23 protein-coding genes and 1 tRNA gene are annotated in these 21,119 nt (G+C 63.0%); 20 read left to right on the top strand and 4 right to left on the bottom strand.

Annotated features, from left to right (window positions below):
- Positions 1-97: 97 nt before the first annotated feature.
- The gene (locus QN224_RS17220; protein WP_173509632.1) at positions 98-391 is read left to right on the top strand and encodes a GYD domain-containing protein; all 294 of its coding nucleotides are present in this window, start codon (positions 98-100) and stop codon (positions 389-391) included.
- A gap of 79 nt (positions 392-470) precedes the next feature.
- On the opposite strand, the gene QN224_RS17215 is transcribed toward QN224_RS17220, so the two are convergent.
- A complete protein-coding gene (locus tag QN224_RS17215; RefSeq protein ID WP_283977682.1) occupies positions 471-1,298 on the bottom strand; it encodes a DUF2066 domain-containing protein in 828 nt (275 codons plus the stop codon).
- A gap of 70 nt (positions 1,299-1,368) precedes the next feature.
- On the opposite strand from QN224_RS17215, the gene QN224_RS17210 reads away from it, so the two are divergent.
- The 5 genes from QN224_RS17210 (at position 1,369) to QN224_RS17190 (ending at position 4,189) form a co-directional block, all read left to right on the top strand.
- Entirely contained in the window at positions 1,369-1,938 is a 570-nt protein-coding gene (locus tag QN224_RS17210; protein WP_283977681.1) for a transglycosylase SLT domain-containing protein, read from the top strand.
- A gap of 217 nt (positions 1,939-2,155) precedes the next feature.
- Complete coding sequence (locus QN224_RS17205) at positions 2,156-2,509, top strand: DUF1428 domain-containing protein (RefSeq protein WP_173509635.1); 354 nt, start codon at positions 2,156-2,158, stop codon at positions 2,507-2,509.
- A 165-nt stretch (positions 2,510-2,674) separates the two neighbouring features.
- The gene (locus QN224_RS17200) at positions 2,675-3,097 is read left to right on the top strand and encodes a secondary thiamine-phosphate synthase enzyme YjbQ (RefSeq protein WP_283977680.1); all 423 of its coding nucleotides are present in this window, start codon (positions 2,675-2,677) and stop codon (positions 3,095-3,097) included.
- 63 nt (positions 3,098-3,160) lie between these two features.
- The gene (locus QN224_RS17195) at positions 3,161-3,565 is read left to right on the top strand and encodes a ketosteroid isomerase-related protein (RefSeq protein ID WP_283977679.1); all 405 of its coding nucleotides are present in this window, start codon (positions 3,161-3,163) and stop codon (positions 3,563-3,565) included.
- Between the two features lie 255 nt (positions 3,566-3,820).
- The gene (locus QN224_RS17190) at positions 3,821-4,189 is read left to right on the top strand and encodes a hypothetical protein (protein ID WP_283977678.1); all 369 of its coding nucleotides are present in this window, start codon (positions 3,821-3,823) and stop codon (positions 4,187-4,189) included.
- Between the two features lie 271 nt (positions 4,190-4,460).
- On the opposite strand, the gene QN224_RS17185 is transcribed toward QN224_RS17190, so the two are convergent.
- Positions 4,461-5,246, bottom strand: coding sequence for an SIMPL domain-containing protein (locus QN224_RS17185; protein WP_283977677.1), 786 nt, complete (start codon positions 5,244-5,246; stop codon positions 4,461-4,463).
- 152 nt (positions 5,247-5,398) lie between these two features.
- On the opposite strand from QN224_RS17185, the gene QN224_RS17180 reads away from it, so the two are divergent.
- The 12 genes from QN224_RS17180 to QN224_RS17125 all read left to right on the top strand — a co-directional run bounded on the left by QN224_RS17180 (position 5,399) and on the right by QN224_RS17125 (position 16,684).
- Positions 5,399-5,474, top strand: a tRNA-Ile gene (locus QN224_RS17180).
- Positions 5,475-5,673: 199 nt separating this feature from the next.
- Entirely contained in the window at positions 5,674-5,934 is a 261-nt protein-coding gene (locus tag QN224_RS17175; RefSeq protein ID WP_269282112.1) for a hypothetical protein, read from the top strand.
- Between the two features lie 18 nt (positions 5,935-5,952).
- Entirely contained in the window at positions 5,953-6,213 is a 261-nt protein-coding gene (locus QN224_RS17170) for a hypothetical protein (protein ID WP_283977808.1), read from the top strand.
- The gene (locus tag QN224_RS17165; protein ID WP_283977676.1) at positions 6,170-7,291 is read left to right on the top strand and encodes a LysR substrate-binding domain-containing protein; all 1,122 of its coding nucleotides are present in this window, start codon (positions 6,170-6,172) and stop codon (positions 7,289-7,291) included. Before QN224_RS17170 ends, QN224_RS17165 begins: the two co-directional genes overlap by 44 nt.
- Positions 7,288-8,238 (top strand): LysR family transcriptional regulator, encoded by a 951-nt coding sequence (locus QN224_RS17160; RefSeq protein ID WP_336621118.1) that lies wholly within the window; start codon positions 7,288-7,290, stop codon positions 8,236-8,238. Before QN224_RS17165 ends, QN224_RS17160 begins: the two co-directional genes overlap by 4 nt.
- Before the next feature lie 176 nt (positions 8,239-8,414).
- Positions 8,415-10,475, top strand: a complete 2,061-nt coding sequence (locus tag QN224_RS17155; protein ID WP_283977675.1) for a hydantoinase/oxoprolinase family protein — start codon at positions 8,415-8,417, stop codon at positions 10,473-10,475.
- Positions 10,475-12,244: a hydantoinase B/oxoprolinase family protein gene (locus QN224_RS17150; protein ID WP_283977674.1), complete on the top strand. Its 1,770-nt coding sequence runs from the start codon at positions 10,475-10,477 to the stop codon at positions 12,242-12,244. The genes QN224_RS17155 and QN224_RS17150 overlap by 1 nt, the downstream gene beginning before the upstream one ends.
- A gap of 21 nt (positions 12,245-12,265) precedes the next feature.
- Positions 12,266-13,090: an NAD(P)-dependent oxidoreductase gene (locus QN224_RS17145; protein ID WP_283977673.1), complete on the top strand. Its 825-nt coding sequence runs from the start codon at positions 12,266-12,268 to the stop codon at positions 13,088-13,090.
- A gap of 101 nt (positions 13,091-13,191) precedes the next feature.
- Entirely contained in the window at positions 13,192-14,187 is a 996-nt protein-coding gene (locus QN224_RS17140; RefSeq protein ID WP_283977672.1) for an ABC transporter substrate-binding protein, read from the top strand.
- A gap of 28 nt (positions 14,188-14,215) precedes the next feature.
- On the top strand, positions 14,216-15,025 hold the full coding sequence (locus QN224_RS17135) for an ABC transporter ATP-binding protein (protein WP_283977671.1): 810 nt from the start codon (positions 14,216-14,218) through the stop codon (positions 15,023-15,025).
- 11 nt (positions 15,026-15,036) lie between these two features.
- The gene (locus QN224_RS17130) at positions 15,037-15,870 is read left to right on the top strand and encodes an ABC transporter permease (protein ID WP_283977670.1); all 834 of its coding nucleotides are present in this window, start codon (positions 15,037-15,039) and stop codon (positions 15,868-15,870) included.
- Positions 15,871-15,931: 61 nt separating this feature from the next.
- On the top strand, positions 15,932-16,684 hold the full coding sequence (locus QN224_RS17125) for an SDR family NAD(P)-dependent oxidoreductase (RefSeq protein ID WP_283977669.1): 753 nt from the start codon (positions 15,932-15,934) through the stop codon (positions 16,682-16,684).
- A 39-nt stretch (positions 16,685-16,723) separates the two neighbouring features.
- Here the strand turns inward: QN224_RS17125 and QN224_RS17120 are convergent, their stop codons facing one another.
- Positions 16,724-17,518, bottom strand: coding sequence for a DUF1194 domain-containing protein (locus QN224_RS17120; RefSeq protein WP_173509650.1), 795 nt, complete (start codon positions 17,516-17,518; stop codon positions 16,724-16,726).
- 376 nt (positions 17,519-17,894) lie between these two features.
- Between QN224_RS17120 and QN224_RS17115 the strand changes: the two genes are divergently transcribed.
- Together QN224_RS17115 and QN224_RS17110 are read left to right on the top strand one after the other, a co-directional pair.
- Positions 17,895-19,208 (top strand): glucoamylase family protein, encoded by a 1,314-nt coding sequence (locus QN224_RS17115; RefSeq protein WP_283977668.1) that lies wholly within the window; start codon positions 17,895-17,897, stop codon positions 19,206-19,208.
- A gap of 16 nt (positions 19,209-19,224) precedes the next feature.
- On the top strand, positions 19,225-20,076 hold the full coding sequence (locus tag QN224_RS17110; protein ID WP_283977667.1) for a ferric iron reductase: 852 nt from the start codon (positions 19,225-19,227) through the stop codon (positions 20,074-20,076).
- 179 nt (positions 20,077-20,255) lie between these two features.
- Here the strand turns inward: QN224_RS17110 and QN224_RS17105 are convergent, their stop codons facing one another.
- Complete coding sequence (locus QN224_RS17105) at positions 20,256-21,044, bottom strand: CbtA family protein (protein ID WP_283977666.1); 789 nt, start codon at positions 21,042-21,044, stop codon at positions 20,256-20,258.
- Positions 21,045-21,119 lie beyond the last annotated feature (75 nt).

The following is a 21,119-nucleotide window of genomic DNA, read 5'->3' as shown; positions in this document are numbered from 1 at the left end:
AGGCGTTACACACTTTTCCTGGAATTGCTCAAGTCCTCGAATCCAGAGCATTTATCCGCTTTCATCCGAAAGCGGGATGCTCTGCGGGAGGTGTGAGATGACCACTTATGTCGTGCTTCTCAATTGGACCGAGCAGGGTATCAAGAACGTACGTGAGTCCCCGAAGCGGCTGGATGCCGCCAGGAATGTGCTCACCGAAATGGGCGGATCCTTCAAGGACTTCTACCTGACGATGGGTGAATACGACATGGTCGCAATCTGCGAAGCACCCGATGACGCGGTCGCTGCGCGGTTTGCTTTAACGCTCGGCATGAACGGCAATGTGCGCACCCGCACATTGAAGGCATTTCCGGAAGCGGCCTATCGGGAACTCATCGCTACGCTCGGCTAAAGCATGGCCGGTCGACGGCCCGGTGATTTCCATCGCTGAGACTGACTGGCACGCCACCGGCGCGAAGGCTTGGTCTGCGTCAAGGCTCGCCGTTACCTGACAGAACCTGCGCCGTCCCGCGGATCGCATTGCGAAAGGCGTCGTCGAAGCTGACCCCGCGGACCTGCCACCGGTGTGTCTTCCCGGCGCTCGCGAGTTGCCAGTCGGCTATCCAGCCGAGCGCCTTGTCGCTCCAGGAAATCGTGCCCACGAGCTCGACATCGCCGCCGATCTTCTTTGCGAGCCGTTCCAGTTGCGCAGCTTCTTCGGCCGACAGGACGTCGAGGCCGAGCTTTTCCGCGGCAAGCGTTTTGCGGGCCGGCAGCCTTGCTTCAAGTGCGAGAGGCACGGTCGCCGCGGCGAGCGACTCGGCCATATAAGGGCTTTCGTCGCCATCGCTCGTCAACATGAAGCTGCGTTTCTGATCATGGACGGCGAGGAAGACGGCAATCCGTGGCCGCGGCTGAAGCCAGGGCCCTGATCCGAGCGTATCGAGCAGGTGGTCGATCGTTGCCGGCTCGTATCGGCAGGTCAGGTCGTGCGGCCGGTCGTGCGTGCCCTGTTCGTCGTGGATCGGGATACCCTCGAGCCGATCCCGGTAGGCAAAGGATGCAACGAAGCTGCCGGCGCGTTCGATGAGCGGCGAGAGCGCGGGCGAGGCGAGTACACGCTGGTCGCCGGAGACCTTGACGAGGACTTCGCCAAGGCATTCGCGGAAACCGATTTGCCGATTTTGCTCGCCTGTGCCGGTGACGATCGCGTCGCTCGTATAGAGATCCCGCGTGTTGCCGGCCCACGCTCGCTCCGGAGAGAGCACGCCGGTAAGCATGACGAGAAACGGCAGGACGGCTGTCATTCTGGCGGTCATTCAACTTCGCCTCAAAACCGATCCTTAACATTTACGCTTTATCAATCTCTCGCAAACGAGAGGTTCCACGATGCGTTGCGTTTTTGTCGTCGTCCTCCTGTTGCTGGCCGGCTGCGGAACGGTGCCGAGGGACACCCGGAACGCCTGTGCGGTTTTCGAGCAGCGAGATGGTCTTTTCAACAGTTGGCGTCGGGCCGCCTATGCGGCGGAACGCGAATATGGCGTGCCCGTGCCCGTGCTGATGGCGACGATCTACACGGAGTCCGGTTTCCGACACAATGCAAGGCCGCCGCGCACCAAGCTCTTCGGCTTCATTCCCTGGACGCGCGTCTCGACCGCCTATGGATATTCGCAGGCGCTCGATGGCACCTGGGCCCGCTACCAGGCCGAAACCGGGCGCTGGATGGCGCGCCGGACGGATTTCGCCGACGCGATCCGCTTCATCGCCTGGTACCACAATCAAAGCCATCAGAGGAACGGCATCGCGCTCAACGATCCCTACCGGCTCTACATTGCCTACTATCACGGTCACGGCGGTTACACTCGAGGCAACTGGAGCGCAACGGCGCAGGCAGGCGCGAAGCGCGCGGCCAGTGTGGCGGCGATCTATGCGGGGCAACTGCGCGGCTGTGGTTCGTGACCGCAGCACCGCGCGTCTTTTCAGACACAAACCGCTACGCTGGACGAATGGAAGTGGGCGTTCCGAGAACGCAATCGACGCATGCTCTGTTCGCCGATGGACCCAGCGAAAGCGGGCTCGCCTCCCGACGAAGATCACGAAAAATCATCACCCCCTGTCGGAACCTTTCCCCTTCGATCGTCCTTTGCCTGTCCAGCCAAAACAGGAGGAGATACAAATGCCTTATGTCGATGGTTTTCTCATCGCCGTGCCGAAGGCGAAGGTCGAGGAATATAAGGCGCTCGCGCGCCGGGCGGGCGACGTCTGGAAGGAACACGGGGCGCTCAGCTACGTCGAGTGCCTGGCGGACGACGTACCCTATGGCGAATTGACGTCCTTTCCGCGGGCGGTGCAGGCGAAGGACGACGAGACGGTGGTCTTCTCCTGGGTCCTTTACGGGTCGCGCCAGGATCGCGATGCAATCGTCGCCAAGGTTATGGCCGATCCGCGGCTTCAAGGTGACGAGTGGAAGTCCATCTTCGATGGCAAGCGCATGATTTATGGAGGCTTCCAACCGTTTCTGCAGCTATAGCGGGGAGGGGGCCTGCCGTCCGTCTGTGCCGGCGAGGCCTGCCCCCTGACACTCTGCTCGTTCCTCAATGGCGGCGGCGAATTTTGAATTGTCGGATATTCTTCCTAAATTGATTCCTTCAAGGACGTGTTCCTTCGTCGCCGCCAGTGAACGAGAAGAGCCGCAATGCCGCAGACAGCCATCACCATCGCCACCCGTGGCCAGGGACTATACGAGTTCACCGATGCGGCGGCCGATTTCGTGCGGAAGTCAGGCGTCGCGGAGGGACTTCTCACCGTGTTCGTCCGTCATACGTCCGCGTCCCTGCTCATCCAGGAGAATGCCGATCCGGATGTGAAACGCGACCTCGATGAATTCTTCCGCCGTCTGGTGCCGCCGTCCTCCGATCCCTCCATGCGCTGGATCGTCCACACCCAGGAGGGACCTGACGACATGCCGGCGCACATCAAGGCGGCGCTCACACAGGTCTCGATCGTTATCCCGGTAACCGACGCGCGCATGGTGCTCGGCACCTGGCAGGGGCTGTACCTCTTCGAGCATCGTGACCGCCCGCACCAGCGTGAAGTCGTCCTGCATCTTGGCGCGTGAATCTCTGCTCCGGACGGAAATTCAGCGGTACAGTGAGTGACCATTAAGCTTCAGGGGGAGATGATGACAGACGCCCAGACCATCGCCAGCCGTTTCATCGAGGCCGTCAACGATCGCGATTTCGATGCGCTTTCGCGCCTCGTCGATGAGGACATCGCGCTCGATTCGCTTACCGGTCAGCGGACCCTCGGCGTCGATCCGCTAAGGGCCTGGATCATGAATTATCTGCGCCACTTCGACGAAACGTTCAACGACGTCGTGCTGATGCATGATGCCTTTGGGCAGCGGGTCGCCGCCGACATGACCGCCCGCGGCACCTATCGCGAGACCATGTCGGGCTTCCCCGAGGCCTCGGGCCAGAGCTATGCCATTCCGAGCGTTTTCATCTTCGAAATCGAGGATGGCGCCATCACCCGCCTCAGCCACTACCGGAATCTCCGCATCTTCGAACGGGAACTGGCGGGCTGAGCGGTTCTCCGCGCGTAACCTTTTGAACCTCTATGGTAATTTTCTCCGGCATCGGGGCGGCGCGCCAGGAAATGCGAGGGGGCGAAGGCAGCGAATCGTCTTGCTTCTTCGTTTCTCCCACGCGCGATCCATGAACCTGAACAGCACATGAACGGAGGGTTCCGGTACCGTTCAGTTTATCCAGTCTATGGTTGGCTCAATGGTCGAGAGCGGTAATCGCCAATTTCGAACCCTTCGCCACACCGGAGAAAAGCTATGAAAAAGTTCCTCGTCAAAGCCGCCGTTGCCGCCGTCATCGGGTTGACCGGTCTTGTGGGTGCCGCCACCACGGCTTCCGCTGAATCGCTGATATTCGAGTTTGGCTCGCCACGCGGCGTCGATGTCCAGTACCGCGACTACGATCGCGACGACTGGCGCCGGGATCGCCCCCGCTGGGGCCGTGAGCGCCGCGGCCGTTGTGACCCGTGGCTTGCCGTCGAAAAGGCACGTGATCGCGGTCTGCGCCGGGCCCATGTCGCCAATGTTGCGCGGCGCCAGGTCGTCGTCGAGGGTCGCCGCCATGGTTACCGCCAGGCAATCATCTTCGCCAATGTGCGCGGATGCCCGGTAATCGGCCGCTGGTAAACTGCCGGATTTCCGTCTCGTCTCCCCCGGCCGGCGGAAACAAGCCCCTTACGGTCTTCGTGAGGGGCTTCTGATTCGATAAAGCCCCGCGCGAAGCGACTCGCCCGGGGCTTTCAGTTGTCTTCGCGCGAAAGCCCTTTGAAACTACAGCCCCGCACGTTTTGCCAGATGCGCAAAGGACGCTGTAAGATTCTGAATTGCCCTGGCGCTTTCAATCTCGGGCGAACGGGGCCGGCGAGGATTCCTTAGTCCGCGCCGAGCCGGGGTTGCATCACTGATCGATAGCGAAGGTCACGTTGACCGTGACGTTGTAGGTGTTTTCACCGGTCGCAATCGGAACGGCATCGGCGGCGAATTCCTTGGCCATGCTGCGCACCATCGGAACCGGTTCCGGGCGCGAGGCCTGTTCCGAAATCTCGATCAGGCGGCCGAGCGAGACGCCGGCGGCTTCGGCCAGCACCTTCGCCTTCACGATGGCATCGGCCACGGCAGCCTTGCGGGCCTCGGTGATGACATCGTCGGGCTTGTCCCTGGTGAACTCGATGCCACCGCCCTGGTTGACGCCGAGCGTCACGGATTTGTCGAGGACCTCGCCGAGTTCGCTCAGCTCACGCACGCGGACTGTCACACCGTTGACGACCTGATAACCGATCAGTTCCGGCGGGCGGTTGCTGCCATCGTTGTTCTGCGGATAGTGGTACTGCGGGTTGATCGAGAAGCCGCTGGTCTGCAGGTCGCGCTCGGCAATGCCGCCTTGCTTCAGCGCCGCAAGCACCTCCGCCATCGCCTTGTTGTTGGCGTCGAGCGCCTCGCGCGCGGTCTTGGCATCCTTGACGACGCTCAGTTGCACGATCGCCATGTCGGGCGCTGCGGTTGCGCGGCCCTCACCGGAGACCTTGATCAGCGCCTGCCGGCCCCGCACGCCGTCCGGACGCCCATTGCCGCCCCCCTTGTTGCCGTTGCTGTCATCCGCGAGAGCGGTAGCCGCAAAGGCGCCGGCAAGGGCAGCGGCCATGGCAGCGACATGAGCCGTGCGGGCGATGCGTGTAGAAAGCATGGTTATTTCTCTCCGGTTGTTTTATGCCGAACTCTTGCTTATCGATTGTGTAGGCATTGCGGCAATGGGTTGTCGTCAAAAAGGTTTTCCGCTAGAGCCATTGCGACCCGCGAATTACCATTGGTTCGCGGTCACCGGCGGATGACCGGCACGGGCCTGTAGCTCAATGGTTAGAGCCGGCGGCTCATAACCGCTTGGTTGGGGGTTCGAGTCCCTCCGGGCCCACCATTCTCTCTTAAAATCAACGATTCGTTCGGGTGAGCCGATTGGCTCGCCACTCGGGCCCTTTGCCGCGAGCGTGTTCCTCTGGCGCGCCGTGGCATTTCGAGTCGCTGCTGTTCGGCCTCTCGTAACCAAACCCATTCGTCACAAGAAGGAACCTTCACGGGTGCCATGGGTTGAGACCTCGAAAGAAAGGATTTGGAAGATGAGCGATCCCAAATACGATGACCTCACCGACCAGCCGATGCCGTCTCCGACGTGGAAGCCTGACGCCAAGGAGATGCACGTGGATCCCCAACCGCTTCCCGACCAGGCCGCAGAATCCGGCACGGAAGATGCTGATCAGCCACCGGCAAGGAGTGGCCAGACGGAGCGGCGCGAGAAGCCCACGGAAGGAGCCGGAAAAGACAATCCGGTCCACCATACCGGTCGGGTCCCGCCGAAGGTCACCAAAGATCAGATTTGACGTCTCGGCAATTTCGGTTTGCCGCTGGTCGTCGATAATGTGGCCTGTGGCGAACGACGACGAGGGGATGCCGCAGCGCTTGGCGTGCAACGCACGTCGGCATGGATCGTTGAGGCCGACGAGTTCGAGCTTCTGATCTTCGATGTGGATGCGAAAGGGCAGCAGTTTGTGTCTTCGCACGCTGCTGTTTTGGCGAAACGTCTTCCCCAAATGTGTCGGCCCTTTCCTTGTGCTCATGTCGCCGACTGGAGCGAACGACTCCGCATCGTCGCTGCATGAGATCCGTACGGGCTTGACCGACCGTGGCTGTAAGTCGACTTGTTGGAGAGAAAACGCCATTGCGTGCTCGGCACCGCGGGCGATAGCATTGCGGCGGCCATGGATTTGGGAGGAGACCATTAATCTCAGGCAGCTTCGTTATTTCGTGAAGGTGGTCGAGACCGGGAATATTACCCGGGCGTCGGAGAGCATGAATGTCGCACAGACGGCGCTCGGCCAGCAGATCAGGCACCTGGAAGAATCGCTCGGCGTCCGGCTTCTCGTGCGCCATTCGCGTGGCATCTCGCTGACGGAGCCAGGTGAGGTTCTGCACCGGCACGCGCTTGCGATCCTCGGTTCCGTCGAAGAGGCACGTCGGGACGTGATGGCGCGTGGGGCGGCGAGGCGAGAGGTGGTCAATCTCGGCGTCACGCCCAGCACTCAGGCGCTGATCGGGCCGGAGCTCCTTCTTGCCGCCCGTGAGGAGATCCCGGGAATTTCCTTCCGCGTCGTCGAGGAGCTAAGCTTCATCCTGATCGACGCGCTGCTGCGTGGTGAACTCGACATCGCGTTCGCCTACGAATTCCAGAACCGTCCGGGGCTTGCGGCGACCGCGCTCATCGAGGAGGAACTGCTTTTCGTCGCCGGCGCCGGTTCCCGTGTGCTCGGAGATTCGATCCCGTTCGAGGAGGCGATCCGCACCGACCTGGCGCTCGTCAGCGACCGCGATATCGTGTGGCGGCTGATCCACGACGCGGCGGGCCGGCAAGGGCTTCCTGTAAACGTCGCCTTCGAGGTGCAGTCGATGCCGGCGATCAAGACGCTGGTCGCGCGGGGAGCGGCCACCAGCGTCGTGCCCTACGGGGTGGTGGCGGAGGAAATCCAGCAGGGGCTGATCGTCGCCTGTCCGATCCGCCAGCCGTCCCTCAGGCGGACACTCTTCCTGAACCGCATGTCGGATGCGCCGTCTTTCATTCACGAAGCGGCGTTGCTGGCCCTTCTCGACAGGATGATTGGCCGACTTGCCGAGAGGATGGGGCCTTACGGCAACGTGATCGGCAGGGTGCTGCCGCGTCGACGTGAGGAGGCTCAGCCATAAACCTTCGGCAGCTGCGCTATTTCGCGATGGTGGTCAAAACCGGCGGCATCTCGCACGCCGCGTCCCGGCTGAAGCTTGCCCAGACGGCGATCAGCATTCAGATTCGCGACCTCGAAAGCGAGATCGGCGTTAGCCTTTTCGAGCGGCATTCGCGCGGGGTTGTGCCGACGAAGGCGGGCGAGGTGCTCTACGAACGCTACAACGAACTTGAGCGGTTCCTGGAGCGCACGCTTGAGGACGTGCGGTCTGCCGCCGGCAACCCGGCACCGCGGCCTTTCGTCATCGGCTTGACGCCAAGCCACATGCGCCTTGTCGGCGCCGACGTGCTGATCGCGGCGGGTACAAAGCTGCCTGCGACATCGCTGAAACTGGTGGAGGAGCTGAGCTTCGCGCTGATCGCTGCGCTTGAGCGCAAGGAGATCGACCTTGCTTTTGCCTATGACGTCGACGGGCGTCCGGGACTGGTGCGGGAGGCGGTGATCGAGGACGAACTGCTGTTCGTGACCGCGCGCGCCAACGCTGTAGATGACAGCCCGATCAGCTTTGCCGATGCCCTTCAAGAGGAGCTCTTCTTTGCCGGTGAACGTGGCATCGTCACGCTTGTCCGCCGCATGGCCCAGCGCCTGTCGCTCGAACCGCGCATCGTTTCCGACATGCAGTCAGTGCCAGCGATCCGCGCGCGCATCGCCGAGGGTGGCGCCAGCCTTCTGCCCTATGGCAGCGTCGCCGACGGCGTGAGCCGCGGCATCTTCGCCATCCGCAGGATAGAGCGTCCCGTGCCGAGCCGCACGCTTTACATGGTGAGCCGGCGCGAGGAGCGCTCGCTTCTGGAAGACGAAATCATCGGACCGTTCCTCAAGGACGTGGTTCGTTACATTTGCCGCGCCTCGGCGCCTTACGCGATCATCGTCGATCCGCGTTTCGACAGCGCCGGAACGTCTTCCTGACACCCTGCGGCCTCATTCAGCCATAGCGAAAAACTTATAGCTCGCCGCTTTCAACGGTCTTGGACAGGCCGTCTACGCGCCACTAGGCTTGTCCTATATCAAATCCGGCGCGGTCAGGAGAGAGCGCCGGGCGGCCTGGATACCAGGCCGCATGGAGCGCATCAGGGAGGCACCGCATGGGAGGCTATCGCGTGACCGTCGACACCGGCGGGACGTTTTCGGACTTTGTCTATCTCGACGAAACAACGGGAGAGACGTCTATTTCCAAGGTTCCATCGACGCCGGACGACCCGTCGCGGGCAATCCTTTCCGGGATCGATATTCTCCTCGGGCGCGGCGTGCGTCCGGACGAAGTGAGCTATTTCTGCCATGGTACGACGGTCGGGACGAACGCGCTCCTGGAGGGTAAAGGAGCGAAGACCGGACTTCTGGTGACCAAAGGTTTTCGCGGTATCTACGAAGTCGGCGAACAGGCGCGTCCGCATGGGCCGGCGATCTTCGATATCCTCTATGAAAAGCCTGAGCCGATCGTGCTGCCGTCGCTGACCGGCGAAGTCCTGGAGCGGGTGGTCCACGACGGCAGCGTCCTTGCCGAACTCGACGAAGCCGCGCTTCGCGAGACGCTTGCCGAACTCCGCGGTCGGGGCGTCGAATCCGTCGCCGTCTGCCTGCTCTTCTCCTTCCTCTACCCGCGCCACGAGGAGCGGATTCGCGAGATCGTCTGCGAGGAGCTGCCGGACTGCGAGGTATCGCTTTCGTCGGAAATCGTGCCGCAGATCCGCGAATATCACCGCCTGAGCACGACGGTGATCAATGCCTACCTGCAGCCGGTGCTTGCCCGCTACATCGCCCGGCTCGCCGAGCGGCTGGAAGCGGCGGGCGTGAAGACGCCGCAGAAATACATCATGCAGTCGAACGGCGGCATGGCGACATTCGAGGCAACGGCGAAGAAAGGCGTCACCACCGTGCTTTCCGGTCCCGCTGGTGGCGTGACCGCGAGCGTCGCGATGGCACGCTCGACCGGTTACCACGACATCGTCACCTTCGACATGGGCGGCACATCCTGCGACGTGGCGCTGATCAAGAACGGCGCCCCGGTGATCGCCAACCGCGGCAAGGTCGAGGGCCGCGACATCGCAATGCCAATGATGGACATCAATACGGTCAGCGCCGGCGGCGGTACAATCGCCGAAGTCGACCGCTTCAGCGTCCTCCAGGTCGGGCCGGAAAGTGCCGGCGCTATTCCAGGCCCCGCGTGCTACAGCCTCGGCGGCACCAAACCAACGATCACCGACTGCAACCTGCTGCTCGGCTATCTTTCGGAAGAAAACTTCCTCGGCGGCAAGATGCGCCTCGATGCGCAGAAAGCGCGCCTTGCCGTGGAAACCCATGTGGCCGGCCCGCTCGGCATGGATGTGCTGGAAGCGGCCGAGGGCATTGTCCGGATCATCAACGTCAAGATGGAGGAGGCGATCAAGGCCATCTCGACGATGCGCGGCCACGACCTGCGCGATTTCATGCTATTGCCCTTCGGCGGCGCCGGCCCGCTCCATGCCGCCCGCATCGCCCGCGAGCTCGGCATGGCCGGTCTCGTCGTGCCGCTGCATGCCGGCGTCTTCTCGGCCATGGGCCTGGTGATGTCGGATGTCACGCATGACTATGTGCGCTCACGGCTGACACCGCTCGACGGCGCCTCGGCTAGCGAACTCAACGCAATTTTCGCCGGCATGGAAGGGCAGGCGCTTGCCGATCTGGCAGAGGAAGGCTTCCCGGCGGACCGCATCCGCATCGAGCGGGCTCTCGATCTCCGATATGCCGGGCAGGGGTATGAACTGACCGTTCCGATCGGTGCGCTGGCCGATGCCACGGATGTCGATGCCGTGCGCAGCGCCTTCGATGCCGCGCATGAAGTGATGTTCGGCCACAAGGCGTCGGGCGAATTCGTGGAGATCGTCTCCTACCGGGTCAAGGCCGTCGGCCTCGTGCCGCCGGTCGACGCCAAGCGCTACCGCCCAAGCGGCGGAACGCTTGCCGACGCCTTTCTCGGCCGCCGTCCGGTCCGCTTCGACGGCGAGAATCTCGATTGCGCCGTCTACCAGCGCGAGCGTCTCGACGTCGGACTCGTCTTCGCCGGGCCGGCCGTCGTGGAACAGTTCGATTGCACGACCGTCATCCTGCCGGGCCAGCAGGTTCGGGTCGACGAATTCAAGAATCTCATCGTAACGGAGGTCGCGTGATGCTGCAGCGTAGCGCTTCGCTTGGCAGGCCCACTGCCGTCGAACTTGAAGTGATCCGCGCGAGCCTCGGCGGCATCGTGCAGGAAATGCAGAACTCGCTGTTCCGCACCGGCTTTTCAACCATCATCCGGGAATCGCAGGATGCTTCCTGCGCATTGCTCGACGCCAATGCGGCGGTCATCGCCCAGCATGTGGTCCTGCCGCTGCATATCGGTGCTTTCCCGGCGTGCACGCAAGCCGTGCTGCACGCCTTTGCCGGCGACATCGCGCCCGGCGACGCGTTCTTAATCAACGACCCCTACGAGGGCGGCAGCCCGCATGCGCCGGACATGGCGGTGATCACGCCGCTCTTCTTCGAGGACACGTTGGTCGCCTTCTGCGCCAGCATCGCGCACAAGGGCGACATCGGTGGACCGGTGCCAGGCAGTTGCTCCGGCCAGGCGCGTGAAGTCTTCAACGAAGGCCTGCAGCTGCCGCCGGTGCGCTATCAGCGCAATTTCCTGCCCTTCGGCGACGTCGAGCGGATCATTGCCGCCAACAGCCGCACGCCGGAATTGGTGCTCGGCGATATTCGCGGCCAGTTGGGCTCCGCGCGGCTTGGCGAGCGCCGGCTTGCCGCCCTTCTGGAAAAGTTCGGCTTGGCCAAATGCGTTGCGGCCTTCGATGAATTGGGCAGCATCGCCGAGCGGCGGATGAGGGCGATCATCAAGACGTGGAAGGACGGCGTCTTCGAGGCGGAGCGCTATGTCGACGACGACGGCGTCGAGCTGTCGAAGCCGGTGCGTATCCATGTCCGGGTGGAAAAAACAGGCGACGCCATCCGCTTCGACTTCACCGGCTCGGCCGATCAGACGCGAGGGCCGGCGAACATCCGCCCGCCGCTCGTCCAGGCGGCCTGCGCCTATGCGCTGATCTCGCTGGTCGATCCGAATATCTTCATCACCAGCGGCATCTTGCGCGCCTTTACAGTCGAGACGCGGTCGTCAAGTGTGCTGAACCCGCGTTATCCGGCGCCGGTGAACACCTACAATCCGACGGTGCACGCGGTCGTCGACGCGATCTTCGCGGCGCTCGGGCAACTGGTGCCGGAACGTTCACGAGCCGATGGCTGCGGCAGCCGCTCGATCATCCTCGGCGGCCGCGGCACCAACACCGGCAGCAGCTACGTGCAGTACGAGATCGTCGGTGGCGGAGCGGGCGCGCGCTCGACACGCGATGGGGCCTCGGGAACGACGGTCAACCAGAGCAATGCCAAGATCGCGCCGGTGGAGATCATCGAGAGCGAGTTCCCGACCCGGCTGCTTGCCTTTGAATTGATCCGCGACTCGGGTGGAGCGGGCAAGTTTCGCGGCGGCCTCGGTATCCGGCGCAAATATCTGAATCTCGCTGATGCGCGTTTTTCCATCCGCTCGACCAAGCACGTCATTCCCGCCGAAGGCTATGCCGACGGCCTGCCGGGCCGGACCGGCGATATCAGGATCAATCCGGATGAGGATAGCTGGAAGCGCCTGCCTTCGCGCTACGCCGACTATCCGCTTAAGGCCGGTGACGTGTTCGAACTCGAAACGCCGGGCGGTGGCGGTTACGGCGATCCGCTGACGCGCGATCCGGCATCGGTGCTTGCCGACGTCAGGGAAGGGTATGTCTCGGTCGAGGCGGCGGGGCGCGACTATGGCGTGGTGTTGGTGGCGGGGCCGAAGGGTCCGCGCCTCGACGGGGAGGCGACACAGCGACTGCGAGCGGCGCGGTCGAAGGCCGGGGCGGCTTGAAGCGAGATCAGGAGGAAGACAATGGATGGAATTGTAAACACAAAACCGACCGCTGGCGTAATCGGCCTCGGCGCCATGGGCCACCAGATGGCCCGACACCTGAAGGAGAAGGGCTTCAGCGTTGCCGGCTATGACATCTCGGTCGAAGCGACGGCCAAGTCGCAGGCGATCGGCATTCCGACCAGGGCGGATATCGCCGAGGTCGGCAGCGGCGCCGACGTCGTCGTCGTCATGGTCCAGACCGACAAACAAGTCGTCGACGTGATCGGCGAGGGCGGACTTCTCGCATCTCTGGCACCGGGATCGGTCATCTGTATTGCGAGTTCGATCGCGCCAGACACCTGCCGGCAGCTCGAGCGGGAGGCGGCCGAGAAGGGTATCGGCGTTCTCGACACGCCGGTGGTGCTTGGCCAAGAAGCGGCCGACAACGGCACGCTGACGGTCTTCGTCGGCGGCAAGGCGAAATGGCTCGAGAAGGCGCGCCCCGTGCTCTCTGCCTTCGGCGGCAACATCCTGCATATCGGACCGAGCGGCACCGGCCAGATCGCCAAGACAGCCAACAACATGCTGTTGTGGGCGTGCATCTGCGCGAACTTCGAGGCGCTCAGCCTCGCGAAGCAACTCGGTGCCGATGTGCCGACGCTGGTCTCCGCGCTGACGCACTCTTCCGGTGCCAACTGGTCGCTGTCGCGCTGGGGCAAGAGCACCGGCAAATGGGCGGAGAAGGACATGGACGTCGCCCTCGACCTCGCTCAGAGCGTCAAACTGCCCTTGCCGCTTAACGGCCTCGTCGACCAGCTCATGAAGTCGATGAACAGGGAACGAATGCAGAGCCTGCTTAGCTAAGACTGCCGCGTGTTTCGAAACATGCGGTGATTCAAACTGTTGCCCTCAACCCGAAGCTTGGAGGAGAGCCGGGTGAGGGCGAGCCAACTGTGGAGGAGAGCATGAGAAATCTATTGAAAGTTGTTTGTGCAGCGGGGTTGAGCCTGCTTGCCGGCGTCATCTCGCCGGCAGCGGCGGAAGAAACCCTTACAAAGGTGAACGTCGCCTATGACGGCTTCACCATGACGAGCGCGCCGATCCAGTACACGCTTGCCAAGGGCCTCTTCAAGAAGCATGGGCTGGACGTCAACCTCGTTTATGTCGAGGGCGGGTCCGTGCTTACCCAGGCGCTCGTCGGCGGTTCGATCGATATCGCCCAGAACGGCTACACCCCGTCGATTGCCGCCGCCGTTGCCGGTGCCGACGTCGTCATCATCGGCAGCATGGCCAACAAACTGCCGTTCCAGCTCGTCGTCGATGCCTCAATTCAGAATGCCGACCAGCTGCGTGGCAAGAGTATCGCTATCAGCAAGCTCGGTTCGTCGACGGATACCGCCGTCAAGTTCGCGCTGAAATCGCTCGGACTCGAGCCGTCGGACGTCAATATTCTGCAGCTTGGCGGCGAGGGCACGCGGGCGGCTGCCTTTGAAACCCGCCAGGTGCAGGGGTTGATGTCACAATATCCGCGCACGCAGGAGATGGTCGATGCCGGCTCGAAGATGCTCGTGGACGTGACCGAGATCGTCAAGGACTATCCGAACACTGCCTATGTGACCTCACGGAACTACCTTTCCGAGCACCCCGACGTCCTCAAACGTTTCTTCATGGCGATGGGCGAGGGCCTCCACGGCTTCCGCGCCAACCCGCAGGACGCGATGGAGGTGACGGCATCTTTCCTGAAGCTAGAGAAGGGGCCGTCGGTAGAGCAGGCGTTCCGCTTCTATTCGGAGAAGGTGTTCCCGCAGGACCTGCGTCCGTCGATGCCGGGCGTGGCTGCCGTTCTGGCCGAGCTTTCAAAAACGCTGCCGGCTGCCGCCTCCGTGAAGCCGGAAGCGATCGTCGACACAAGCACGCTCGATGCGCTCGACAGCGAAGGCTTCTTCAAAGCGCTCGATTGAAACTGCGAACAAGGCGGGAGGAGAACCCATGTTGCAGGCAACGCCGGTCAAGCTGAAGGCCGACAGCGTCAGGCTGAACTATTATAACGATCGCACCAAGCGCGATCTGAGTGTACTCGACGGCATCGACTTCAGCGTCAACGAGGGTGAACTCGTCAGCATCGTCGGCCCGAGCGGCTGCGGGAAATCGACCTTTCTCGCCGCCGTCGACGGCCTCGTCTCGATCGATGGCGGCAGAATCCTGATCGACGAACGGGAGGTGACGAAACCGGGGCCGGATCGCGGCCTCGTCTTCCAGCAGGATTCGCTCTTTCCCTGGCGTACGGTCCAGCGCAACGTCGCCTACGGCCTGGAGATCCAGAAGATTTTCGGCAAGGAGGAGATTGCCGCACGGGCGCGCAAGTTCGTCGAGCTTGTCGGGCTCGCCGGCTTCGAGGACAGCTATCCGAGCGAACTCTCGGGCGGCATGCGCCAGCGCGTCAACATTGCAAGGGCGCTGGCCGTCGATCCGGAGTTGCTGCTGCTGGACGAGCCCTTCGCGGCGCTCGACGCGCAGACGCGCGAGTTCATGCAGTTCGAATTGCTGCGCATTCTCGACCGGGCCCAGAAAACCGGCGTGTTCATTACCCACCAGATCGACGAGGCGATCTTCCTCTCCAACCGTGTCGTCGTGTTTTCGGCGCGCCCGGCGAAGGTGAAGGAAATCGTCGAGATCGACCTGCCGAAGGAGCGCACGCTCGATCTGAAGCATACGCCGCGCTTCATGGAGATCTTTCGCCATATCTGGCGGCTGATCGAAGAGGAAAGTGCCCGCATGGGCCTTCTGCGCGTTCATTGAGGGAGCGAGAGATGACGTCCGTTACCGAAGAACAAGAAATCCCAAGGCAGCGCAAGTCGGAATTCGCCGTCTACGAGTTCCTGGTGCGCCACGAGAACGCCTTGCTGGGCGGTTTCACCATGATCATGGCGCTCCTGCTTTGGGAGGCGGTCGTCCGCCTCGATATCGTCAATCCGCTCTTCACCAGTTCGCCGAGCCGCATCATCGCAACAGGCTATGCGATGTTCGCCGACGGCAGCATCTATCCGCACCTCGCCATCAGCGGACTGGAACTGCTGGTCGGCTATGGACTGGCGATCGTCGTCGGCGTCCCGCTCGGCATTCTGATGGGCTGGTATCGTCGCTTCAACGCGGCACTCGATCCGATCATCTCGGCGCTCTACGCGACCCCGCGCATTGCGCTCCTGCCGCTGATCATGATTTGGTTCGGCATCGGTCTCGGCTCGAAGTTCGCGATCATCTTTCTGAGCTCCGTGTTCCCGATTCTCATCAACACGACCGCCGGCGTGCAGACCGTCGAGCGCGACTACATCAAGGTGGCCCGTTCCTTCGGTGCGAACGACCGGCAGATGTTCCTGACCGTCGCTTTCCCGGCGGCCGTTCCTTTCCTGCTAACGGGCCTGCGCCTCGGCCTTGGCCACGCGCTGATCGGCATCGTGGTGGGCGAGATGTACTCGGCACAGGCGGGCGTCGGCTATCTCATCTCCGTCGCCGGCGCCACCTTCCAGACCGACCGGGTCATGTTCGGCATCATTCTGATCGCGGCCGCCGGCGTCGCTCTCACCAACATACTCAGGATGATCGAGCGCCGCTTCGACCGCTGGCGGCCGGACAACAAGCTCTAGTCTCCTGGCCGGTCCTCAGCGACCGGCCGGATCACTCCACACCAAAGAACGGTAGGACAGAATGAAACTGATCGATCAAGTAGCCGTCGTCACCGGCGCCGGCCGGAATATCGGCGAGGCTACGGCGAAGCTTTTGGCAAGGGAAGGCGCGAGCATCGCCGTGACCGATATCGACGCCGAGCGCGCCGGACGTGTCGCGGAGGAGATCCGCGTGGCGGGCGGCACGGCTGAGGTGTTTCTCGCCAACGTTGCCGACGAAGAAGGCGTCATTTCGCTCGTCAGAGGCGTGGCCGACCGCTTCGGCAAGGTGGATATCCTCGTCAACAATGTCGCCATCAGCGACAACAAGCACATTCTGGACGTCACGAAGAAGGAATGGGACCGGGTGATTGCGGTGACGCTGACCGGCACATTTCTGATGAGCAAATATTTCGCCCAGCAGATGGTGGTGCAGGGCCATGGCGGCAACATCGTCAATGTCGGCTCGACCTCGGGCTTCTACGGCCGTCCGCGTGCCGTTGCCTACACGGCGGCCAAGGCGGGTGTCACCAATCTCTCGCGCTCTCTGGCGATCCAGCTCGCCAAGCACAAGATCCGGGTTAACTGCGTGGTGCCGAACAAGATCGGCTCGCCGGTCGGCAAGGATACGTTCGATCCGAACCGACCCGTCGTCAACCTGCGAGACCGGCCCGGTGTTCCGGATGATCTCGCCCGCGCCATCCTGTTTCTGGTCTCCGCCGATTCCGACTTCATCGACGGCACGACCCTTTTCGTCGACGGCGGCGTCTCCGCGCTCATGCCTGGCAGCGAATAAGGAAGGCAGTGATGTCAATTCAGTGACCCGCGGCACTGTCTATCGGTCGAGCTCCGGATAGATCCGGTCGAGAAATCCCGGTCGGAGCTTCTCGCCGATCAGGCAATCGGTGCCGGGCGCGGTTGCGGCCAGGTGAAGGGCGGGCGGTGGAGTGAGCCCGCTCACTTCGAGGATCAGCTTCTGGCGGATCGCAATCGCGAAATCCTCCGGTTCATGCACCGGCAGCACGAAAGATCCGGGTCCGCCGATGACGCATTCCGAATAATACTGGTCGAGCGGTCCGGTCGAGACAGACGGGCGGATGAGGATCGCAAGCCCGTTGACGATGATGCCGCGGCCAACCGCCCCATCGCGGGCGGGCGTGACCGGCGGGCCGGTATTGTTCGGGCCGTCACCGGAAATATCGATTACCCGGCGTGCGCCGGAAAAGGCGTTGGAATCGATCAGGCTCGTGCCGAACAGGATGGCATTGGAAATCGACGTGCCGCGGCGCGTGCCGATCGGGCGGGCCTCGACCTTCGCCGCGAAAGCTTCGGCGTCGCCTGCATCGTCGATCACTTGCCAGGTGACCACCGACTGCTCGTTCACAAGTCCCGCCCACTCGAAGTAGCCGATCGCGATACGCCCGAGCAGGCCGCCCTTGACCGCGTTGATGAAGTCCGGATGCCGCAGCGCCTGCAGATAGCCGGACCGCTGCACCCGAGCCTCTTCCATGTCCATCGATCCGGACATGTCGACGGCCAGTACCAGTTCCACATCGACGTCCGCCGGCATGGCGGCCGATTGAATCGGGCTCCCACTGAGGGCCAGGATCAATGCCAACGTGCTCAACATCGCATCAACCTATTGCGTGGTCACTTCGTGGCTGGATGCGGAAAAATGTAAGGTGGTCTGCCCGCACCCTGCACTTCAAAAAAATTGATCACATCAGTGATGCTTGGATTGCATCACGCCAAAATCAAGGCATCTCGGAGAATGTAGCACAGGATTGCGGCTGTGCGACCGTTGCGAACGATCCGCTCTACAATATTCGGTGATCGCCGATGTCCTTGCCTGCAGGTCGAAAGCCGAACATCGCCCGATTTTGCCCTTGAACGGGTATTATTCGCGGGTGCATGTACGGGGCTTCAGAGCGTTAGATATCGCTGACGCAGTCGGCGCGAACACGTTGAGCGATCTCCGCGAGAAAGCGCGTCAGACGGGACTTGGGATGCTTCAATTCACCTTCGAAACGGACAATACGCGGATCGACCGGCTGCAACGCGCTGGCTTTGGTTATTTTCTTCGATATTCCGATGCCGGGACGGGTCTCGTCGCGGACACGTCGCGCGCAGGATCGCCGTCAAGCATCGCCGCGACAGGCTTCGCCCTCGCCTGTTACCCTGTCGCGGTTGAACGCGGCTGGATCGCCCACGCTGAGGCCGCCCGTCGCGTGCTGACGGTCTTGCGTTTTCTCGCGATCAGCAGGCAGGCAAGCGATACACGCGCCACCGGATATCGCGGCCTCTACTATCATTTCCTGGATATGCGCACCGGCGAGCGCACCTGGAGCAGCGAGCTTTCGACCATCGACAGCGCTCTGTTTTTTGCCGGCATGCTGACGGCAGCCGCCTATTTCTCGGAGCGCGGGCGGGACGAGATGGAGATCCGCAGCCTTTCCGAACGGCTCTTTGAGCGAGCGGACTGGGCATGGGCACTCAATCGCGGCGACACGCTGACGATGGGTTGGCGTCCGCCCGGTCGTTTCCTGCGGCACCGCTGGCGCGGATATAGCGAAGCACTGTTGCTCTACGTGCTGGCGCTCGCCGCACCGCGCCACGCAATTGCGCCCGAAAACTACGACGCTTTCACCGCTGCTCATGAATGGCTACCAATCGATGGCGGCCGGCATCTTCACGCGGGTGCGCTCTTCATCCACCTTTTTCCCCATGCATGGATCGATTTTCGAGCCCTTCGCGATGCCGAGATGCGCAAGACCGCGAGCGATTATTTTGAGAACACCCGTCGGGCGATCGCGCTCCAGCGGGCGCATGCAGAGGAAAACCCCGGCGCCTTCGCCGGCTATTGCCGCGATCTCTGGGGTTTCAGCGCCTGCCACGCGCCGAAGGGCCGGTTGCGGCTTCGTGACGGCCGTTGGCAGCGGATGCTCGGCTACGCGGCGCGCGGCGCGCCTTTCGGAGCCGACGACGGGACGCTCGTTCCCTGGGCGCCGCTCGCTTGCCTGCCCTTCGAACCGGAGGCAGGCCTTGGCGGCATCAGCCATCTGCTTTCCCGTTATCCGGCGCTGCTCAGCGAAGACCGCCTTCCCGGCGGCTTCAATCCAAGCCTGCCGGGCGCGGGCGCCGAGGGTTGGGTCGATGACAGGGTCGTGGGACTTGACCAGGGCCTGTCCGTCATGATGATCGAGAACTGGAGAAGCGGATTGCTCTGGGATATCACACGCGGCATCCCGGCCTTCGGCCGCGGACTGCGCCGGGCCGGCTTCGAGGGTGGCTGGCTGTCGGCGGGTGGCCCGCGAATCTGATCGCGACGGAGACGGGATGGAGAATGCGCGGAAGCGGGAGATGGGAGACGCCGCCGGCGAGGGGAAGGCGAGGGCCGCCATCGCGTGGCTCGAGGCCGCGTTTCCCGAGGTTGCCTGCTCGCTCACGCCGGACGAGGACATGCGGCTGCCGTCGGCGTTCTGGGCCGAGGGATCGCCCGATGTGGAGACCTGTCTCGCCTATCAGGAGCGCTTCGCCACCGGCATGGACAACAAGGTGCGGGCGGCGCATCTCATCGCCTTCTATAGTCATCAACTCAGCCTCGCGGCTGCAGCCATCTATCTCTGCAGCGGTCTCGTTCCGGACGTGAAGCATTTGCGCTTCGAACATTATGCGCGTCCGCTCGAGGCGGGTGCCGTCGAGGCTGGGCGTTTTCGTTTTTGTATGGCATTGAAGGAAGTCGCCGGCTGCGCGCCCGACGATGCCAACGAGCTTTTTCACGATCTCTTTGTCGCTCATCTGAAGCCGATCATCGCACTCGTGAAGCGGCGCTGCGGCTTGTCGGCGCGCGCGCAATGGCGGCTTGCTGCCGACAGTATGGCAGGTGCCTTTCTCGAAGCCGGACGACGGCGCGGAATGGAGGCGGAGGTGATCGCGCAGGCGCTGGCGATCGTCAAGCGCGTCGGGTCCCCGCTCAACTCCGAGGCGCTTTGCTACGAGAAGATCGAAGTCGCAGCGGCGTGCGGGAACGATCTGTCGCGGACCTACAGGATGCGCGGCGGGTGCTGCCTTTACTACCGCACCGACGGCGGCAGCTATTGCGACAGTTGCGTGTTGCTCGAGCCCGAGGCCCGACGCGAGCGACTGCGGGCGCATTTGCTGGAGACTGCTCGCGGTGAAATAGGGTGAGTTTCTAAGCCCCTCATCCGCCTGCCGGCACCTTCTCCCCGCGGGCGGGGAGAAGGGATTCGCGGCCGCGTCTTTCTGACTCACGACGTTGCTGCAAGTGGAGACTGATATATGGTCGTCCCCTCTCCCCGCGAGCGGGGAGAGGGCCAGGGTGAGGGGCAGCAAGATCAGAACGTGACCTAACGCGCCTTGACGAACCGATCGTTGATGAAGCCGGAAACCACCCCGAGCACGAGCCAGAAGGCAAGCGTGGTCGCGAGCGCGGCGACCGCGAACTCCGCGCCGAGGACGGCAGGCACGTTGCTGGAGATGTCGAGCGGCTGCGGCGCGCCGTAGAACTGGGGTGCCGCGATGAGCGCGAGACCGGCGATCTTGGCGACCAGTTCGCGGCGCAGCGCCAGCAGATAGAGGCCGACGGCCGAAAGCAGCACGGTTGCGGCCCACCAGACCTGCCGGTCGCCGAGTTCGGCTGCCGGGAAGCCCGGCAGTTCCGGCGGCAGGCCGATCGCGGGCAGCAAGTGGATGGCCAGCCAGCCGAAAGCGCCCCAGAGGGCGCCGTTCGCGAGTGTGATCGGATAGCCGATCACGAGGCTAACGCCGGCAAGCAGCAGCGAAAAACCGGCGCCGGTCACGAGATTGGCGAGAAGCGTGCCGGAGAAGCGGCTCATGCCGAACATGATGCCGCCTTCCTCATGCTCGCCCGCATGCTCATGCGCATAGGCCGGTGTGACTGGCGAGAACGTGGAAAGCAGCGCACCGACTGCCGAAGTGTCGCTCAGCGACGAATGCTGGTCGTGGTCAACGGCTGCCGGCTCCTGCGTTGCCGGATGATCCGCCGACGGCGCTTCGCCCTCGTATTTCTCGGCGTGCAGGATCAGCGGCACGACGCGCATCTCCTGCGCGGCGGTCATGAAGACGCCGGCGATCAGCCCGGCCACGATCGCGGCCAGAAGTGTCTTGACGATCATTGTCGATATTCCTCAATCGGGCGCGCGGCCGCTCCGAAGCGCAGCGCGTCATTCAGGATGCGCGAACGCCGTGCA

Source organism: Sinorhizobium sp. 7-81 (genome assembly GCF_030124405.1).
GTDB classification, from domain to species: domain Bacteria; phylum Pseudomonadota; class Alphaproteobacteria; order Rhizobiales; family Rhizobiaceae; genus Sinorhizobium; species Sinorhizobium psoraleae.
This window is presented reverse-complemented; position numbering and strand designations above follow the sequence as displayed.

Bases quoted from the DNA above. Each gene is read 5' to 3' on its own strand.
- QN224_RS17110 (WP_283977667.1), top strand. From the start codon at position 19,225: ATGGAGAATGCGCGGAAGCGGGAGATGGGAGACGCCGCCGGCGAGGGG.
- QN224_RS17155 (WP_283977675.1), top strand. From the start codon at position 8,415: ATGGGAGGCTATCGCGTGACCGTCGACACCGGCGGGACGTTTTCGGAC.
- QN224_RS17200 (WP_283977680.1), top strand. From the start codon at position 2,675: ATGCCGCAGACAGCCATCACCATCGCCACCCGTGGCCAGGGACTATAC.
- QN224_RS17185 (WP_283977677.1), bottom strand. From the start codon at position 5,246: ATGCTTTCTACACGCATCGCCCGCACGGCTCATGTCGCTGCCATGGCC.
- QN224_RS17125 (WP_283977669.1), top strand. From the start codon at position 15,932: ATGAAACTGATCGATCAAGTAGCCGTCGTCACCGGCGCCGGCCGGAAT.
- QN224_RS17135 (WP_283977671.1), top strand. From the start codon at position 14,216: ATGTTGCAGGCAACGCCGGTCAAGCTGAAGGCCGACAGCGTCAGGCTG.
- QN224_RS17130 (WP_283977670.1), top strand. From the start codon at position 15,037: ATGACGTCCGTTACCGAAGAACAAGAAATCCCAAGGCAGCGCAAGTCG.
- QN224_RS17215 (WP_283977682.1), bottom strand. From the start codon at position 1,298: ATGACCGCCAGAATGACAGCCGTCCTGCCGTTTCTCGTCATGCTTACC.
- QN224_RS17140 (WP_283977672.1), top strand. From the start codon at position 13,192: ATGAGAAATCTATTGAAAGTTGTTTGTGCAGCGGGGTTGAGCCTGCTT.
- QN224_RS17175 (WP_269282112.1), top strand. From the start codon at position 5,674: ATGAGCGATCCCAAATACGATGACCTCACCGACCAGCCGATGCCGTCT.
- QN224_RS17120 (WP_173509650.1), bottom strand. From the start codon at position 17,518: ATGTTGAGCACGTTGGCATTGATCCTGGCCCTCAGTGGGAGCCCGATT.
- QN224_RS17205 (WP_173509635.1), top strand. From the start codon at position 2,156: ATGCCTTATGTCGATGGTTTTCTCATCGCCGTGCCGAAGGCGAAGGTC.
- QN224_RS17165 (WP_283977676.1), top strand. From the start codon at position 6,170: ATGTCGCCGACTGGAGCGAACGACTCCGCATCGTCGCTGCATGAGATC.
- QN224_RS17150 (WP_283977674.1), top strand. From the start codon at position 10,475: ATGCTGCAGCGTAGCGCTTCGCTTGGCAGGCCCACTGCCGTCGAACTT.
- QN224_RS17115 (WP_283977668.1), top strand. From the start codon at position 17,895: ATGCTTCAATTCACCTTCGAAACGGACAATACGCGGATCGACCGGCTG.
- QN224_RS17145 (WP_283977673.1), top strand. From the start codon at position 12,266: ATGGATGGAATTGTAAACACAAAACCGACCGCTGGCGTAATCGGCCTC.
- QN224_RS17220 (WP_173509632.1), top strand. From the start codon at position 98: ATGACCACTTATGTCGTGCTTCTCAATTGGACCGAGCAGGGTATCAAG.
- QN224_RS17195 (WP_283977679.1), top strand. From the start codon at position 3,161: ATGACAGACGCCCAGACCATCGCCAGCCGTTTCATCGAGGCCGTCAAC.
- QN224_RS17210 (WP_283977681.1), top strand. From the start codon at position 1,369: ATGCGTTGCGTTTTTGTCGTCGTCCTCCTGTTGCTGGCCGGCTGCGGA.
- QN224_RS17190 (WP_283977678.1), top strand. From the start codon at position 3,821: ATGAAAAAGTTCCTCGTCAAAGCCGCCGTTGCCGCCGTCATCGGGTTG.
- QN224_RS17105 (WP_283977666.1), bottom strand. From the start codon at position 21,044: ATGATCGTCAAGACACTTCTGGCCGCGATCGTGGCCGGGCTGATCGCC.